General features: G+C 45.9%; 11 protein-coding genes. 5 read left to right on the forward strand and 6 right to left on the reverse strand.

Translation table 11 applies throughout. The features are described 5' to 3' along the window. Nucleotides 1–155: 155 nt before the first annotated feature. Together ADIS_RS21850 and ADIS_RS21860 are read right to left on the reverse strand one after the other, a co-directional pair. Nucleotides 156–1,499: a hypothetical protein gene (locus ADIS_RS21850; protein ID WP_010856927.1), complete on the reverse strand. Its 1,344-nt coding sequence runs from the start codon at nt 1,497–1,499 to the stop codon at nt 156–158. 655 nt (nt 1,500–2,154) lie between these two features. Further along, nucleotides 2,155–2,577, reverse strand: a complete 423-nt coding sequence (locus tag ADIS_RS21860) for a hypothetical protein (RefSeq protein WP_010856929.1) — start codon at nt 2,575–2,577, stop codon at nt 2,155–2,157. Nucleotides 2,578–2,826: 249 nt separating this feature from the next. Between ADIS_RS21860 and ADIS_RS21865 the strand changes: the two genes are divergently transcribed. Next, nucleotides 2,827–4,554: a phospho-sugar mutase gene (locus tag ADIS_RS21865; RefSeq protein ID WP_035807320.1), complete on the forward strand. Its 1,728-nt coding sequence runs from the start codon at nt 2,827–2,829 to the stop codon at nt 4,552–4,554. 163 nt (nt 4,555–4,717) lie between these two features. Here the strand turns inward: ADIS_RS21865 and ADIS_RS21870 are convergent, their stop codons facing one another. Beyond that, nucleotides 4,718–5,563, reverse strand: coding sequence for a universal stress protein (locus ADIS_RS21870; RefSeq protein ID WP_010856931.1), 846 nt, complete (start codon nt 5,561–5,563; stop codon nt 4,718–4,720). Nucleotides 5,564–5,774: 211 nt separating this feature from the next. Here ADIS_RS21870 and ADIS_RS21875 point away from each other — a divergent pair, with 211 nt between their 5' ends. Further along, the gene (locus ADIS_RS21875; protein ID WP_035807322.1) at nt 5,775–6,968 is read left to right on the forward strand and encodes a 6-bladed beta-propeller; all 1,194 of its coding nucleotides are present in this window, start codon (nt 5,775–5,777) and stop codon (nt 6,966–6,968) included. A gap of 213 nt (nt 6,969–7,181) precedes the next feature. Then, the gene (locus tag ADIS_RS21880) at nt 7,182–7,571 is read left to right on the forward strand and encodes a DUF302 domain-containing protein (RefSeq protein WP_010856936.1); all 390 of its coding nucleotides are present in this window, start codon (nt 7,182–7,184) and stop codon (nt 7,569–7,571) included. A 269-nt stretch (nt 7,572–7,840) separates the two neighbouring features. Here ADIS_RS21880 and ADIS_RS21885 read toward each other — a convergent pair whose 3' ends face one another. From ADIS_RS21885 to ADIS_RS21895, 3 genes are all read right to left on the reverse strand, one after another. Next, complete coding sequence (locus tag ADIS_RS21885; protein WP_010856937.1) at nt 7,841–9,334, reverse strand: hypothetical protein; 1,494 nt, start codon at nt 9,332–9,334, stop codon at nt 7,841–7,843. 7 nt (nt 9,335–9,341) lie between these two features. Continuing rightward, complete coding sequence (locus ADIS_RS21890) at nt 9,342–10,568, reverse strand: hypothetical protein (protein ID WP_010856938.1); 1,227 nt, start codon at nt 10,566–10,568, stop codon at nt 9,342–9,344. A 1,092-nt stretch (nt 10,569–11,660) separates the two neighbouring features. Next, nucleotides 11,661–13,466: a hypothetical protein gene (locus tag ADIS_RS21895; RefSeq protein WP_010856940.1), complete on the reverse strand. Its 1,806-nt coding sequence runs from the start codon at nt 13,464–13,466 to the stop codon at nt 11,661–11,663. 300 nt (nt 13,467–13,766) lie between these two features. Here ADIS_RS21895 and ADIS_RS22510 point away from each other — a divergent pair, with 300 nt between their 5' ends. Then, nucleotides 13,767–15,647 carry a transglutaminase-like domain-containing protein gene (locus tag ADIS_RS22510; protein ID WP_010856941.1) on the forward strand — a complete coding sequence of 627 codons (1,881 nt, stop codon included), beginning with the start codon at nt 13,767–13,769 and terminating at the stop codon, nt 15,645–15,647. Next, a complete protein-coding gene (locus tag ADIS_RS21905) occupies nt 15,644–17,605 on the forward strand; it encodes a DUF3857 and transglutaminase domain-containing protein (protein ID WP_010856942.1) in 1,962 nt (653 codons plus the stop codon). The genes ADIS_RS22510 and ADIS_RS21905 overlap by 4 nt, the downstream gene beginning before the upstream one ends. The last annotated feature ends 17 nt before the right edge of the window (nt 17,606–17,622 follow it).

The raw sequence follows: 17,622 nt of genomic DNA on the forward strand, positions 1-17,622 counted from the left end.
TTATGCAGGGAAAAATACCTAAACCAGTCTGCGCCAAACAGGAAATCCCTACCAAATCGGCACGCCAAAAAAATGACAGAAAAAAAAATCACTGCGGCAGCTTAGGCAAAAAAAGACCCTTGGCCGATTGCCAAGGGTTCCGTGATTTGGATTGTCTATTCTCTGGTTACCGGTGACCAAACTGGATTAACCCTCAAACCAGCTTCGGGAAAAACAATGGTCTGTGCAGGCCCGTCTATGCGAGTCCGGACCAAGGGGTAGTCAAATCCAATTGCCGTGTAGATAAGGAATTCGGATCTATCCGGAGAAAGTGTGAAGGAGCGAAGGATCATTCCGGGAGTCAATCCCATCCTATCACTAATTTTCACATCGCCCGTTCCGTCCAAGTTTACTTGCCAGATTTCGTCCTGATCGTTTCTACTAGAGAGCCTTTTGAGATAGTAAACCGTATTGTCTTTTCCCAGCCTAGGATTGATAAACAAGGCTCCCTCGTTCACCGTCTGAATATCCGACCCATCGATATTCATCGTTACCAAAGCCTGACTGGCTGTTTCGCCCGGCCGATTAATGGCTCTTATACCCAGAAATCTTTTACCATCATCCGTCACGTCATTAGCAATAAAAATATCCTCATTGGTAAAATCAATTTCCGTCCTCTCCTCCGCTTCCAAGTCGTAGGTCACCAGTTTAACGCCATTTCTAAAGCTTACTTTTTTTCCGTCTGGATGCCAAACAGGTCCAAACTGAGAGGTAAGATTTGGATTATCATTTGGAATAAAGGGAACCGTTTTCAGGTTTTCCCCATCCACGTCCATGACGTAAACCCGCTGAATAAACGTTTCTCCTTCCCGATCACTGAAGGCTAGTTTAGTACCATCCGGTGAAATTCTTGTCGTGCTAGAAACAGAAATAACCTGATCAAATATCACGCGTTCATCTGTTCCATCCAGCTTAGAAGAGTAGATCTTCCAGTCACTGAAATTCTGATCCCTTCCCTTGGCATAGACGATGCGGTCCCGCAGGATAGCCCTGCAGCCAACTTCAAATTCCACCGTGGCTGTCCCATTGGCCGTTACGTTTACTTCGCGCACCATGTTACCGGTTCCCGCACAGTGGGAGGCAATGCCGGAAAGCTCCACCTGATACCTGCCAACGCGCTGACTGCTGAAGGAAGTCTCTCCGTTGGGATCTACCTCCACAGGGGCTATGCCCTGCACGGTTATCGTATAGCCGTCCGGGTCGTCGTCTCCGCCTACCGTCGTTACTTTTACCAGGATATTGCCGGTCGCTTCCGGAGGGTTGGTAACAGGTGGAGCAGGGGAAGCGGTTTCATCCTCGCAGGAAGGCAACGTAAGCAATGCCGCAACTGCCAGTACCAACACCCCCTTTTTTGAGGCTAAATAACCACGCAGGGGCATTTTAGTGGAGTCGCCTTTTTTTGTGGTGGATTTGGAGCTTCCTTCCACCTGTTTTGATCGGATGTTTGTTTGATTTTTCATAAATTATAAAGTAAGTAGTTGTGAATAAACTTGTTGACAAATTCAGTTGCCCGGCCCTATTCGCTCCTTATTCGACAGTACAGGCTGAATGAGATTTTCGGCGCAGGTTGTCTATCTCCTTGCGATCTCCGCAATAAATCCTCGAATACTCGGGATGGTCCTGCCCGGGTGGGGAAACGGCCTCCTTCACATCTCCAAAATGCCCAACAAAATCACGGCTCAGAAGCAATTCAAAATACCCACACCCAATGCGATGAACTAAGCTGCTACCGGAATACGCTCCGGCGTGCAGAATAAAAGCATCTTCGCCTTTGATTTGAAATTTAATTGGTTCTACTTTATTAAAATTGTAAAAAAGCGAAGCACCTAGGCACGCAGTATAAAATTTCTTGAATTCTGTAAACAAATAGTGGGATATTGGCAGCAATTTTAATTCTATCTCGATTGGATAAGCCATATTTAACGGAGAAAGGAGTTAATCTAAATTCAATCCTATATCCGCTGGTAAAAAAGTTTGTTACCCTAAACTACCGCGCTTTTTGAAAAAAATTTACACCGCCAGCAGAACTGATATAGCTAATCACATCGCCAGGCCTAAAAATAAAAAAGCCCGGTAATGAACCGAGCTAGGAAATAGAATGTATGGGAGGGCTAATCAGCGGGATCTCCAAAGATCCTTGAGCGATTTTCCGTTTATCTGCATCACAAATCGGGCAGGATTGGCGACCAGTACGATTCGTACATCCTGACCATCAAACTGTTCCGACTCTATAGGAACGCCTTCCTTGCCTTTCACCTGATATGAAACCTGTCCCTTGGCATCTGCCTGCATGGGCACGTAGCGGTTTGCCAAGTAAGCGGAAGGCAGCAACACATCGTTGTCCGATTGCAGGGTTGCGTAGATCCGCTCCAGTTCGGCCTCCAGTCCATCACCGTAGTTGTCGTTAAAATCATCCTCCAGGTCATGCAGTTCCTCTTCGAGGTCATCGTAATCGGGATCGGCATAGGTTTTTTGACTGAGCTTGATCCGCAGTTCGATGATCGCACTGAGATCCTTGTCCAGTTGATTCAGGTCCATAGTTTGTTCGTGTCTTTAAAATGAAAGAATGAAGGTAGAAATTATTGAAAGAGTTTCCAAGATCAGCCCTCCAATTCCAGTTGTAAAGTACATCATATACCAAGTTTCATACGTTTTAATCCTGGTAATGGGACAGCCTGCTCTCTCGTGTGCAGAATAAATTTAGAAATGCCGTGCGTAAACCCGTATAAATTCCTAATTTCATTCCCACTTAAAAAAAGTAAAACCAAAACAAACTTTTTGTACCATATGACAGACGCTTCAATTCTAAACAAAGCCCAAATCTGGTTGGACAGCAACATCGACGAGGAGTCCAAAAAACAAATCAAAGCCCTGATGGAGGCGTCGGACTCCAGCGAATTGGTGGATTCATTCTATAAAGACCTGGAGTTTGGCACCGGGGGCCTTCGGGGCCTGATGGGCGTAGGCTCCAACCGCATGAATGTCTATACCGTCGGCATGGCCACGCAGGGATTGGCCAACTACCTGTTGGCATCCTTTCCGGGGCAGCAGATCTCCGTGGCCGTCACCCACGATTCGCGGATCAACAATACGCTGTTTGCCGATACCACTGCCAACGTAATGAGCGCCAACGGTATCCATGTCTATTATTTTCGCGAAATGCGGCCTACCCCCATGCTTTCATTTGCCATCAGGCACTATAAGTGCCAAAGCGGCGTGATGGTCACCGCTTCCCACAACCCCAAGGAATATAACGGCTACAAAGTCTACTGGGAAGACGGAGGACAGGTGGTTCCCCCCCACGACAAAAACATCATTCAGGAAGTATTGAAAATCAAGTCGGTCGACGATGTCAAATGGCAACGAAACGAGGCCTTGATCTCCTACATAGAAGAAGATCACGACTTAGTGTACCTGGCAGAGGTCAAGCAACTGTCCATGTCGCCGGAGGCAATACTCGCCCAAAAAGACCTAAGCATCGTGTTCTCACCGATTCACGGAGCTTCCGGAACCATGGTGCCGAAGGCATTGAAGATTTTTGGCTTCGAGAACATCCACATTGTCAAGGAACAGGCAGAACCGGACGGAAGATTTCCAACCGTCATATACCCCAATCCCGAAGAAGCCGAGGCCCTAGCCATGTCGGTGGACCTCGCACAAAAGGTAAAAGCAGACCTGGTCCTGGCCTGTGACCCCGACGGCGACCGGTATGCCGCCGTAGTTCCCAATGAAAAAGGTGCATACGAATTGCTTAACGGAAACCAAACCGGATCCGTCATCGTCTACTATCTACTAAACAAATGGCGGGAACACGGGCGGTTGACTGGCAAGGAATACACAGTGAGCACCATTGTCACGACCGACCTGATAGGTGAAATCAGCAAGGGCTTCGAAACGGAATACTTCTCTACGTTGACTGGCTTCAAGTACATCGCCGAAGTGATCCGGGCAAACGAGGGGAAGAAGACCTTCATAGCCGGGGGAGAAGAAAGCTATGGTTTCTTGGTAGGGGATTTCGTGCGGGACAAGGACGGCGTGTCGGCCTGTGCCATCGTAGCCGAAATCGTAGCCTATTACAAGACGAAGGGGATGAACCTCATCGATGTTTTGGCCGAAATCTACATGCAGTTTGGGTTTTACAAGGAATCCCTCATTTCCATTACCAAAAAAGGAAAAGACGGTGCCGAGCAAATCCAACAACTGATGCAGGGCTTCCGCACCAATCGGCCCACGGCCATCAATGGCGTGAAGGTGACCAAAATCATCGATGTAAAAGAAAGCAAGGTGTACGACATGGTCAGCGGCACCGAAGAACCGCTGCACTTGGACAAATCAAACGTGATTCAGTTCTACCTGGAAGACGGCAGCAAGATCTCCGCCAGACCATCGGGTACTGAACCAAAAATCAAATACTATATTTCGGTAAATGAAAAACTGCCAAGTCGTGAGGCCTATCGTGCCGTGGAAGCAAACTTGGATAAACGGATTGATGAGCTGAAAAAATTCTTCGGGTAATCCCGCAAAGAAAGAATAACATACACCAAACAAAGACAGCGCGTCGCCTTATCGGCAACTGCGCTGTCTTTGTTTATTAGGGCAACCGACGGGTGGAACTATGCACCAAAATAGGATCCCCACCTGCTCCTTCCCCGCTTGCTATCTCCTTCTTCTCCTTTGGTCATGCATCACCTGCCAGACCCAGGTTAATAGACCATACGGGCAAATTGAGGTAGGTGACCAAGTTTTCCGTCACGCTGGGTGCGAATAGCTGCTGCAAATCAGAACGCCCGTGCGTGGCTACGGCAACCATGTCGGCACCCAATTTTTCGGCAAATTGAATAATTCCACGTTCCTCCTTATAGGCACTGTAGTGATGTACCGGATAATCCGAATCCGCATATTTCCCTAGAAACTCCCCAGCAAGCTGCTCAATCTGGGAATCCTCCAGGAAGTTTGCCGGGGTGTTCACATACAGTAGGTGTAGATAGAGTCCCATTTTCGCCGCAAAATCTGTCACTTGTTTCAGCGCCTTGCCTGAACCCTCCTTCAGATCCGTCGCAAAGACGATACGATTCAACGAAACCGGATCTTCGAATTTTTTTACCACCAAAACGGGAACCCGCGCCTTCCGCAACACATGGTAGGTATTCGAGCCCAGCATATGCTCCTTCCATCCGTACTGCCCGTGCGAACCCATCACCACCATGGAAGCATGCTCTCGTTCTACAAAAGAAAGGATCTGATCCTTCCCGTCGCTAAAGCACAACTGCTCTCCCACGGTGACGCCTTTGGTTTTGGCCTTGTCAACCCGCTCCGCCAAGGCCGCTCTCGCCTTGCGAATGGCTTCTTGGGTCTCCGGAAACAACCGCTCTTGGTCTTTCGATAGCTTTGCCCAATTCACCGGCGTATGAAGGACATGGAGCAGCACTACCTCCCCCGGCTGCTTTTGGGCCAAATGGATGGCATAATCGAAGGCAGCATCCGCATGGGGAGAGAAATCGGTGGGAACTAGGATCTTGTTCATCTGAAATGGCTCTTTAGAAGATTAATAATGATAAATATAAAAAAAAATAGTATATTACAAAGCTATTTTGTATCAGTCTGTTACATGACTTTAGTCATGCCCGTCTACTACAGGGAAGATGAAGAAAAGCCAATGATCTATACCACCTATGCAGTACGCTTGACTGCTTTCCGATGGGCGTGCATTTGTTTTGTGTTCAATAAACTTGAAAATGAAATTTAACCTTAGGAATTGCTGGATTTTACCCTTTTTTTCAACCATTTGGTTGGGATGTTCGGAAAAAGACGTATCCATTGGAGGTCTTTTTCCTACCGTTCTGATAGAAGCTTCCCAAATCCTGCCTTTTGATCAAGCCGCCACAGAGGTAAGTTTCATTCCCTTGCGAATTCCGGAAAACCAGGCCATTAACCTTTCCTGTCGATCCTCCGAACTGACCGTATACGGGAACCACCTGTATTTTGCCACTAAGTGCATGAATCAATTCGCCATCCATGTTTTTGATTTGGAGGGGAACTACCGTCGAAGCTACGAGAAGCAGGGAGATGGCCCGGAGGAGTACGCTTGGCTTCAGGGTATGTATATAAAAAACGACACCCTCACCCTAAGTGCTGGCAAGGGCGAGCTGGTGCAATACCGATTACCCGACTTTCGGTTTATAAGGCGGATCGAGGTAGGAAGCTACCTTTTTCTCAACAATTTCAGGGCGCTCGGGCCGGACACGTGGCTGCTTTCCGGTGAATACGACGGAACGCTGGATGCGGATGGAAAATATCCCGTTTTCGTGAAAAAAGACGTTCAATCAGAGAAATCTGAGGGAATAGGATTGCTCGGAACCCCTGTATCAGCCGAAATCAGCGAGGGTGAGATAGCTGACTTTGGCCAAGGATACCTGCTTAACTACGCCTTTTCGGACACTATTTTCCATTTTTTAAATGGAAGGGCAGAACCTATCGTTCGGATGCATTACGGAGACAGGCACCCTCCTAAAACCGCTATCTACCTGGAGGAGGATGCGTTTTTCGAATCCCTCCAAACCCAACGCATGGCATTCAATATGGGAAACATAGGACATACTGATGGCACTTGTCGTGTTCGGGTTTTCGGCCTTGAAAAAAAGGCCTCTTTTGACCTGGATGATGCTGCCTCTTTTCCAATCCACGAGGTCTTCTTTTCGTTACATTCCCCAGCACCGGTAGCGACGCCCATGCTTGGAGGCCTCAATGCGAAGGGAACCTCCTATGCAGGATATTTTTTCGATATCCTACAGCCCGAGGACTGGGCCCGTGCACTGGAAACAGGAAGCCTGGGTTTACATGGCGAATCATTACAGCAGGTAGTAAGCCGGGACAGCGATTTTGAAGAGCCTGTAATAGTCCGGTACCAGGTCAGGACTAACGGTCGCTAACGCAGGCAAGCTATAAAAAAAGGTATTTTTGGGGATTATAATCCCTAAGGATGCATATTAACCGAATTCTGGAAGAAAAACTGGCTGAAAAAGTTGATTGGAAAGTTGAAATCGGAACTCCGAAGAACTCACCGGCCGGAACTTCCCTGCGTGACCAATATCACCTAACCAAACCGTTGACTTTACTACCTTTGGGTAAAAATCAAACGAACCATGGGATACTACATCGCAAGAACATTTGAAAAACAAGACATCCAATCGCTCAGGGAACAGGTGGAAGCGGCACTCAAGCAGGAAGGCTTCGGCATACTGACCGAAATAGACATACAGGCCACCATGAAAAAAAAGCTGGACAAGGACTACAAACCCTACTTGATTTTAGGTGCCTGCAATCCGGTTTTCGCAGATAAAGTGCTGCAGGCGGAACCCAACATAGGAGCCCTGCTACCCTGCAATGTGACCATTCGCGAAACCGACTCCAACGAAATGGAAGTAGCGGTAATGGATCCGGCAGCGGCGATGATGGCGGTACAAAACAACGCCATCGAATCCCTGGCAGATGAGGTTAAGCAAAAATTGGTGCGGGCCCTCGATTCGTTGTAGCCAACAATAGAAATCCACCTCCATCGCTTGCCCCCTATTTCCTGGACTTTTTGGTTCCGGTGGCGTCGGAAGAATAATGGCCGGGATATTTTTTTTCTATTCCAAGCTCACTACCTTTAGCTAGTGTCTTTTCCGCTAGGGCAGAATCCTTCCCTAACGGCGGTAAGGTGGGGGATTCTTCTGGACAAATTTATGGCGAGCCATTCCAATCTTTGGGATTGGAGGCAAAGTGATCGTTTAAAATCAACCCATAGCCCCGTCGAAGATGGTTATTCGGAGCTCCTAATTTCTACCCAAATTCCCCTAAGTTGGTTTACCACATTCTTAATGATTTCATTCTCTTTCTCTAGGACTTCAGATTCAGTATTTGCTTCGGGGTATAAATTGTACAGTTGATTAAATTCCTCATCTGACAAACTATAGAATCTTTTTCCAGAGTTGGCGACAAATTGTCTTTCAATAGTAACCTTACTGCTTAGGTCGGATTTAAATCTGGGATATTCCTCCTCAAGTGAAGACCCGTTTTTTGCCCAGTAATTTGCATCATACGGAACCATGCTCTCCACCCCGATTCTAGACATTCCTCTTCTCAGATTCTCTAAATCTTCCTTATTAACCGGCTCATAGTTTTTAAGATACATCTTTTCGATAATGGAAGACTCATTACCCAATTCAAATGGTCTGGGACGAAACAAATTTCTTTCTCCAAAAAATTTAGCTTCCAAACCTATCTCTCTCGGCAAAATTGTAGCATTTTGTCTATCATAAACCACCGAAAGAACCCCACTGATCTCTCGGTTTCGGCCACCTCTCTTCAGTGGGAAATTCAAATACCTATAACTAGAGAAATTAAATATCAATCTTTCTACCATCTCACCACTACTGGTCAAATAAACTATGCCCTCACCTACCAAAAACAAAGGGACCTTATCATCTGCTTTGAATTGATCTTTGACAGTAAAATAAATCACATCCATTCCGTTATCAATACCATATTTGAAATCATAGTATTTCATGCTTTTTTCATCCAAAGGCCCTGACAGCTCCAAAGCTCTGAAAATCTCCCTTCCATAAAATGGAGAAATCAAATAATCTTGATCCCTACTGACCTGGCTATTGAATCCACTGGCAATAGTGTCTCCTGCCAAATTCCAATGGAAACTTCTCCTGACCTCCATAGGAACCAAATGATTATAAGCATCTCCCGAAGAATTATTACTTGCAAAATCCCATGGCTTCCACTTGCTATTTCCGGAAAGTAGTGAAAGACCATCTGCCTCATAAAAATCTAAAATTTGTCCCTTTTGACTGACGATAAAATACCCAGAAAAAGTCCCTAAATGAGGAGAAGAAATATACTCGGAACTTATCTGCTTTGAAAGCTGCTTTATATGATCCTTTGGATCCTTAAAAAACTTAATTTCAAAAGTCTGCAACGCCACGTCTTCATATTCCAAAATAATTTTTGTCAATCGGTTCTCCACCACTTGGAAAACAGTATCTGAATAGAATAGACTCTTAACCTGAAAATGTCTCCCCACAGGAAGCGTTACTACACCAACACTATCTGCTAAGGCTTCTACTTCACCCAATTGATTGTATAGCGGTAAAAAGGGGGCAGAAATCAAGCTCTTTCCATCTTTGAAAAAAAACTGGACACTTCCTCTACCTTTTTCTCCTTCTTGAGAAAACAGTGGCGTGGTTGCAATAATCGTTAATAAGAATAAGATTTGACTTTTAATTGATTGATTGAGTGCTTTCATTTTGGTGTCAATTATCCGGTAACTCGAACCTTAAAAGTTTTATAGAATCTTCCTCTTTGTCTGGACGGTACTTAAACTCACCGTAATAATACGGTGCTTTATACCCTACAAATAGGAAGTCTTTAGGAACCTCTACATCTCCTATCAGTGTATCATCACGATAAATCTGCATGCCGTCTACTAGTGAATTGGATTTGGTATATCCTCTGAATAAAAGTCCCGTCTCCCTGACAAAATCTACTGAATGATAATAGCCATAACGATCCCTGTCCACTTCCCATACAGCTTCATACTCTTCTACATCCTCAGCTTTGAAATTTTCGTAAGCTATATTCATTTCCTTGCCAGCCACCCCAAAAGCATATTGTACTTCACCAGAACCACTTAACTTATACAAAATACTGTCCGCCTCATATCCTTGGATGTAAGTATCAGCATCTAAATATGAAAATGGAGCCCCAGTCAAGGTGGATAGAAATCTGTACCGATGATATATGGGAGAATACCCCCCATGAATAGATACCTTAGGGTCATCTGGATTGACTTTGCCTAAAACCCTCGCTTCCTGATAAAATTTTTCATGCCAGAGATAATTAAAATCCGGATGAGGAATAGTAATTGAAAATACTAAGTTGCCTCGGTAGTCGTGTCCTAGTTTCAAATGTTCAATAAACACATCATAATGACCTACATAGTGGGCCTTAGGATTGTTTAGTAGTTCCTCATAAGGTGTATTTTCATGATAAAAATCGAATTGTCCTCTCTTCACTATCTCCCAATTTTTACTCATAAAAAAATATTGATAACTACCGCCTAAAATTACCAGATAATCATCCATGATCGTAGTCTCTAAGATAATATTGTTAATTGAATTTGGACCATCACCTCTTCCCAAATTGGTAGATCGATGAATCAGATCATCTGAAAACACATGCGCTGATACCAATTTCCTGTCTAAGAGTATAAGGCTATCATTGAAAATAACCCAGGCTCCAAACCCTGAGAAAAAAATATCATTATTGATCAGTGTATCTATTTTGATGCTATCGATCGAGATTTCCTTTTTTGGAGTGAACTCAACAGATTCCCCTAAATACTTTAATCCGTTATCTTCTTGGCAACTTGTACAAATGACTAGAGTTACTAACAAAAAAAAATAAACACTTTTGCAATTCATAAATGCTTTGAATAAAGTTTCTAAACAGGAAGGATTGGAAAGTTTCAATCCTCTCAAATTTAAAATTAATTACAATTACTACCCCATGAATTAAAGTCTCCTGTACCTCCAGAAAACTCAGCACATTTTCTATTGAAGCTAATGTAATATCTACCATTACATACTGGCCCATGACACCTACATTTTAGTGAACCGGTATCTGGTGGCCAGTGATTTTCAATAGTTTGGGCCAATACCAAATTCCCCAGTTCAATCGGCGTAATAGATGGCGGGACTTTGTCCTATTCGAAATCCAAACCGACCATGATGCTCAATACCTCCCGGTAGCTATTGCTACAATCCAAATGCTCCTACAGCTACCCAGCGTAGCCACTTGCTTATTTTTAGATAGTTTTTAACTACTTTATTGATTTTGTTAAAAATTAATCAAATACCCTAAAATATATTTCTATAAACTATGACTTTTCAAAGAAAATCAATTTTATTTCAAAAACCAATAATTCCTCGAAAAAATCACTTGAAGCAATACGCTACGACGTTAAAATTTTTATGCTCAGATGGTTCATAATTGCAATATTTTTGTACTTAACACGGTTTTTTAAACCATGGCTGATTGAATAAATTTCAGGCTTTCACAATCAGGGAAAAAGTTTTGATTTTTAGACAAAAACCTGTAAATCAACCGACAAATTGCCATTTTTTATCACCACCGGTCAAAACCGTTTTATCGGTCACCTGAACGACCACATCCAAACAGCTTTGGAATATGCCCCGGAGCACTTGACATTGTAAAAAAAACAGGGCAAATTATGGAAGGAATGGAAGAAGTAGTTCTAGCCTTATACAGGAGGCTCCAGTATTTCCTAACAATTTCAGATTGGGGCCCTCAGAAGGGAATAAACCAGCTTCAACTTCTAGCCGCAGACACCCGTGCGTAACAAAAAAGAAAATAAACAGCCCTCTTGAAGTGAATTAAATAAACTGGCCATCCCGACAGTATACCGGGGCAGTTGGCAAGATCGACAACTTTCAGCTGGCCGTGCAATGGGTAGCTATACGCTACAACCTACCGAAATCTAGATCAAAAAAAGGCCCATTTTCATACGACAAGTGCATGAAAATGGGCCCTTTTTGGCTTGCATCCTCCGACTAAACCTGACCTACCGGGCTGCTTAGTAGGGAAACTTCCACTACTTCTCGCTGAAGGTGCCTAAACTCCTCTTTCAACGCCTCCACGCTATCCATCGTGTCGGCTGCCTGTTGCTCGATCAACTGCTGATAGTATTGGATCCCATCCAACAAGTTCTTTTTGAATTTCTCCACGTAGTTCTCAAACTTCTGGCTGTTCTCGGCCAACGGCTTCTCAACCTCCCGTTTGATATACCCTATATAGAGTTGAAGTTCCTTGACAAACACATGGGGCCGCTGGGGATCCAGGGACAAACTTATTTTTCCATAGATATGGTCCACCATTTCCTTGAGGCTGAAAACGCCTTTGAAATAGGCCAGGTTTGGTCCCGGACAAATGGTTACGGCGCTCAGGTTTCTTCGTGGGGTATGCCCTTCGTGCAAAATGGCAGGGGCGCTGAGTCCCTCGCATAGACAATCCTTTTCCATGGCCTTTTCCAGTTCCTCCGAGGTGATGGTACCAGAGGCCTGTTGTTTGGACTTTAAGTGCAGATAGGCACGGGAAGCGGTGCAGATGGGCTTGTCACCAAATTCTGTGCTGAACGACAGAAATTTCTTATAGCAAGGACTTCCTGCCCGGTTTTTTTGGATGCGGGCCATGCGTTGTTCCTCCGCGCTGCTGTTCCGCAAATTGTTAAATGGAACGCCCAAAGGAGAAGCATCGCTCAGGTAATAGTCGGACTTCCGTGAGGCAAGAATACGCTGAAGCGTGTCCTCATCCACGCTCGTAGCTTCCGGCACCAACAGAAAAGGGCTGCCCCAGCCGGTACCATCCAGCTCGTAATGATCCAGCAGGAAGCGGTCTTCCTCCGAATTGCCGATGCCTCCTTGGTAGGTGATTTTGGGTCGGGCATCTTCCGATAGACGAAGGCCTTTGGCTTGTAAACCCGCATTGCACGCCTCCCTTAGCGTTTGGGCCAGCACCTGCCTGTTAGTCTTAAATTCCTCCAGAATGGGCCCAATCAAATACCCATCTGTCGCAAAGGCATGGCCTCCGCAGTTTAACCCGGACTCCACCCGAAATTCCGATACCCACAAACCTTTTTTGGCCAAAAAGCGGCCTTGAATCAGGGCAGATCGGTAATCACTGACCTTAAGGATGATGCGCTTTTTGATGTATCCGTTCTTATCCGGGAAAAAGTCCGAAAAATTCTCCGCATAGCTGTATAGGGCAGGGTTTAGCCCGGCGGAGAAAATAACCGATCCATCCAGTTCGCTGTTCGCAAAGCCTCTGAGAGCGGTAAGTGCATCCGAATATTCTCTTGGAAGGGGATTCCCCTCATTGTCCGTATTTAGCTTATCCACCTTCGTCATGATATTGACGTCGATGGATCCTGGTACGATATGGCTTCTGAGCTCCTCTTGCAGCCTAACACGCTCGGTACCGGTTTCAGACAGCATCTGTACATAAAGCGAGTGGTCGGGATGGTCGGTGGGAAGCAACTCGAAGTAAACATGGATGTCCCGGTCGGTCTCAAAGCTCTGGTTTCTGAGATCCGAGCATTGCCGTTGCACCTCGTGATGGAGCAGGTTTAGGTAAGCAGTCGTGCGGAGTGCCTTGTAATCAGGCACCTGTTCATCTATAGCTACAAAAGGGAGACCCAGCTTGCTGCTGTGAATCCGTCGCATGTCTTCCAACAAAAAATCGTCTACGATGGAAACGGCACTCGAAATGCCAAACTTGGCAACTTTAAGGGGGGTGTCAACGGTAAACCCCAATCCCATTACGGGGATATGAAATGAATGTGGGGAGGTAGTTTGCTTCATGGAAATGTGATCAATTTAGCCCAGTATCAGGCAAGGACAAATGTATAGTGAACCGCAAAAGGCACCTACGATGAAACTCACCCATAAGTATGATTTAAATCATCTATTTCGCTTGATGGGGATCATTTCGATCGCAAAAAGTCCAGCTACCTACCACTCAGTTTAAGGTAAAAAGGGAAGCTAATGAACCATTTTTGCTCCGCTCCCAAGATTGCTGCCTAGCGACTTCCAAAGGCGATTGGCCGTTCCAATGGATCTTTCGAAACAGCGCAAAAATAAATATGGCCGAATCGCTTGTAAATGAAATCTTTTCCGCTACTTTTCAGCAATTATTCTTTTAGTATGAACGCCTTTTTTAAATCGATCTTGGTGCTGTTTTCGATTTTTCGTTTCTGCACCCCCGGGCATGCCTACGAGCAGACTCCCCACTACTCCACCGTTAACAAGGAGCAGCACATTACGTTGCTGGAAAACTACAGCTACCTTATCTCGCTAAAGCAAACCACCACGATTGTTAACAGTGAAGGTTCGGCCCATGGAGGGTACCGGTTTGTCGTCGATGAGTTCACCAAATTGGAGTACTTCGACGTGCGGATCGTAGATCCGATCAGCGGTAAACTGATCAAACGGGTCAGGGAAAAAGACCTGAAGTCACGGGCATTGATCAGCGAAGGAACCTTCTTTCAGAACCTCGTCCTGATGTACTTTGACTTGGATCAGGTAAAATTCCCTGCCCGCGTGGAGATGGAGGTCAAATTACATAAGACCGGCAACTTCAATATGCCCACTTGGTATCCCACCCATTTCTTCAACCAAAAAGTACAGACATCCACACTCGAAATACAGTATCCGGAGGCACTGGGCATGCGGTATAAGGCCGTCCATCTGGACGAGCCAAAGGTCTCATCCGTCGGCACCGGCCACCATACCTTTTTTTGGCAGGTCGAAAACATGGATCCCATGGATTCGGAAATTAAATCAGCGGACGTGCCGAGGATTGAAATCGCCCCAAATCGTTTTGCTATGCAGGGATATCAGGCAACGATGGATTCGTGGAATTCCCTGGGCAAGTGGTTCAATCTATTGAATCAAGGGAAGGACAATATTCCCGAGTCAACGAAATCGCTGGTGGCCGATTTGACAAAGGGGCTGGACAACGACTACGATAAAATCAAGGTTCTGTATCAGTACCTTCAGAAAAACTACCGGTATGTGAGCATTCAGATGGGCTTGGGAGGTTGGATGCCGATCGCCGCCTCTGACGTGGTTTCCACCAAATACGGGGATTGCAAAGCATTGACCATGTTGATGAAAGCCCTGCTAGCCGAGGCGGGAATTGAGGCATACTACACCTTGGTCTATGCTGGAGAGATGGACGAGCCTTTTGACTTGGATTTTCCTTCCAATCAGTTCAACCACGTTATCCTGCAGATTCCGACCCAGGATGAAACGCTCTGGCTGGAGTGCACGTCAAGCACCCTTCCTGCCGGGTATTTGGGATCCTTCACAAAGGACAGACCTGCTTTGGCCATTACACCCGAGGGCGGAAAAATCGTTCATACTCCCTCCTACCACACAGCCGAATACAACACCACCCACCTTACCTTGGAAGTGGGTCTGACCGCGAATGGCGACGCAGAAATAAAAGGACACCTGCTGCATAAAGGGGCACCTGCGGAATCATTGCACAGCCTGGCCTATCAAACCGGAGGAATTGAAAAAAAGGATTACCTAATCCGGAAAATCGGAGGTGCCGGCCTTAGCTTGGAAGACCACACCCTTTCGGTTGGCTCCGAAAAGGAACTTCCTACCGCCGATCTGGCATTTTCCGGTTGGGTGGGTCGTTTTTCCCAAAATACCGCCAAACGGACGATCATACCGGTCACATGGGCAAAGGGACTACAGGTCAACGAAAAAACGGCTTCCGGAACGATATCAGAGGAGACAACGGTGATTATCCCGGGCCCACTGGAATGGGAATCCGGATCGGATGGATGGGAGCTCAAGACTGCCCATACCCACACCCAGATAAAGCCCGAACTTAGCGAACGTACACTGAAAATTGTAAAAAGCATTCATTATTCATTTCCCGAGGATTTTTCAAAGGAGGAAAAGGCCGCCGAATTGAGTCTGATCAAAGTTCTTTTACAGCAGCAATTTATTTTCAAAAAACAACTATGAAATCGATCCATTTTTATCCTCTCCTTCTGGCCGGGATCCTCATCCTGTGCCATAGTGCCCTAGGGCAGCAATCAAAGTATGGAAAATACCAGGCAAGCGAATGGGAACTTACCGAGGTACCCTTTGAGCCCGACGCAGATGCGGTGGTATTGGACGAAGAAAACATCTCCTTTATTTCCAATTATGTGCTTCTAAGTGAAATAAACCGGCGGTTTAAGGTGTTGAAAGAAAGCGGAAAATCCATCGGGGATGTGGTGATCCGTTACTATGCCAAAGACCAAATAGAAACGATCCAAAAGCTTCGGGCCCAGATCGTACAGTTGGAAAACGGACAGGAGAAGGTTACCAAGCTGGGCAAAGACGACTACTTTGAAGTAGATGCCGGAAATGGTTGGCGGGAAATCCGCTTCACCTTTCCCAATGTACAAACCGGTTCCATCCTCGAGTATAGCTATACCAAAAGGGATAAATCGATTGTTTTTATAGACGGATGGGTATTCCAAAACCATATCCCCACCCTTCGGTCGACTTACCATTTCGACATTCCCGCCGAACTCGAATACCGGATGCTGGGCCAGGGTTTTAACGTGATCACCAGTAACTACCGCAAGGACAAAGGCTCCTACCAGTGGAACCTAACAAATCTACCCTCCATAAAGGAAGAACCCTACATGAACAATCCGGGCGATTACCTGGAGAAGGTGCAATTCCAGCTGGCCAAACATGAAACGCAAAGCCAATCCATGGGAATCGTGCAATCCAATTCCACCCGTTATTTCCGCGATTGGCAAGATCTGGGCAACTGGTTTATGAACGAAAAATCATTCACCACGTACCTAAAGCCGGATCGGAACACGCAGCGAAGTTTGGTTCAGGAACCTGCGAGCGATCAATCGCCCCTAGATCTGATCCAAAAAATCTACCAGCACGTCACAGACAACTTTACCTATAACGAAAAGCCAGGCGTATTCCCCAGCCAAACACTTAAGGCAACCTTGGATCTGCGCACTGGAAAGCGGAGTGACATAAACCTGGCATTACTTGCGTATCTTCGGGCAAACGGTATCGAAGCCTTCCCGCTGCTGATCAGCAGTAAGGGAAATGGCCGCTCCCACCTGGTTCACGCCCCCTTCGCCGATCAATTTAATCAATTGATTTTGGCCATCAATACGGGAGAAAAACTGATTTATGCGGATGCAACGCAAAAAAATCACCCACTGGGATACCTTTCACTTCCCTCTTTGGTGCATGAAGCCTTCATTTTGCGTGATCCCGGAAGTGGCCTAATCGAGATACAGGTGCCCCACCTATCCGGATTTAATCAGTTCGTAAACGTCAAATGGGACGAGGCCGGCTATTTCAAGAAAGAATCCAGCTTTCGTTTCTACGACTACGATGCACTCGCCATGGGCGGACTGAAAACCGATGCCGAAAAGGCCGAATTTAGAAAAAAGATTGTCACGGTAGAGGATGATCAGGTTATTTCTATCAAATCCGAACTAACCTCGAGTCTTAATAAACTCACCCACGAGTCTACCCTTACCACCAAAATGGTCGCTCCGGAATCAGCACCCCTCCATGTGCTACCTTTCGCCACTACTCGGTGGAAAGAAAACCCGTTTACCTCGGATACACGTAATTTTCCGGTGGATTTTAACTACACCGTAACGGACCGGTTTTCCTTTAAAATGGATATCCCGGAGGGATATGAGCTGGACGATTTCCCGGAAAACATCAATCTGACCATTCCGGACGGCACCATGTTATTTAGCTACTTGGTGACGGCCGTAGGAGCTATCGTGCAGGTGAACATGGTCCTTCAGATAAAACAGGAGTACGTCGATGCCGAGCAATATCCGCACCTAAAGTACTTTATGGATGTGGTGACAAGCAAATTGAAGGAGCCTGTAATTTTGAGAAAAACGGATCATCAAGCCACTGCCAGCAACCACCCCTAGCGACCGAAGCAAAAATT

It is taken from the genome of Lunatimonas lonarensis (assembly GCF_000390185.1).
GTDB lineage: Bacteria > Bacteroidota > Bacteroidia > Cytophagales > Cyclobacteriaceae > Lunatimonas > Lunatimonas lonarensis.

What these genes read in the sequence shown, in the direction of transcription:
- ADIS_RS21850 (WP_010856927.1), bottom strand. Translation starts at nt 1,499, where the DNA reads ATGAAAAATCAAACAAACATCCGATCAAAACAGGTGGAAGGAAGCTCC.
- ADIS_RS21860 (WP_010856929.1), bottom strand. Translation starts at nt 2,577, where the DNA reads ATGGACCTGAATCAACTGGACAAGGATCTCAGTGCGATCATCGAACTG.
- ADIS_RS21865 (WP_035807320.1), top strand. Translation starts at nt 2,827, where the DNA reads ATGACAGACGCTTCAATTCTAAACAAAGCCCAAATCTGGTTGGACAGC.
- ADIS_RS21870 (WP_010856931.1), bottom strand. Translation starts at nt 5,563, where the DNA reads ATGAACAAGATCCTAGTTCCCACCGATTTCTCTCCCCATGCGGATGCT.
- ADIS_RS21875 (WP_035807322.1), top strand. Translation starts at nt 5,775, where the DNA reads ATGAAATTTAACCTTAGGAATTGCTGGATTTTACCCTTTTTTTCAACC.
- ADIS_RS21880 (WP_010856936.1), top strand. Translation starts at nt 7,182, where the DNA reads ATGGGATACTACATCGCAAGAACATTTGAAAAACAAGACATCCAATCG.
- ADIS_RS21885 (WP_010856937.1), bottom strand. Translation starts at nt 9,334, where the DNA reads ATGAAAGCACTCAATCAATCAATTAAAAGTCAAATCTTATTCTTATTA.
- ADIS_RS21895 (WP_010856940.1), bottom strand. Translation starts at nt 13,466, where the DNA reads ATGAAGCAAACTACCTCCCCACATTCATTTCATATCCCCGTAATGGGA.
- ADIS_RS22510 (WP_010856941.1), top strand. Translation starts at nt 13,767, where the DNA reads ATGAAATCTTTTCCGCTACTTTTCAGCAATTATTCTTTTAGTATGAAC.
- ADIS_RS21905 (WP_010856942.1), top strand. Translation starts at nt 15,644, where the DNA reads ATGAAATCGATCCATTTTTATCCTCTCCTTCTGGCCGGGATCCTCATC.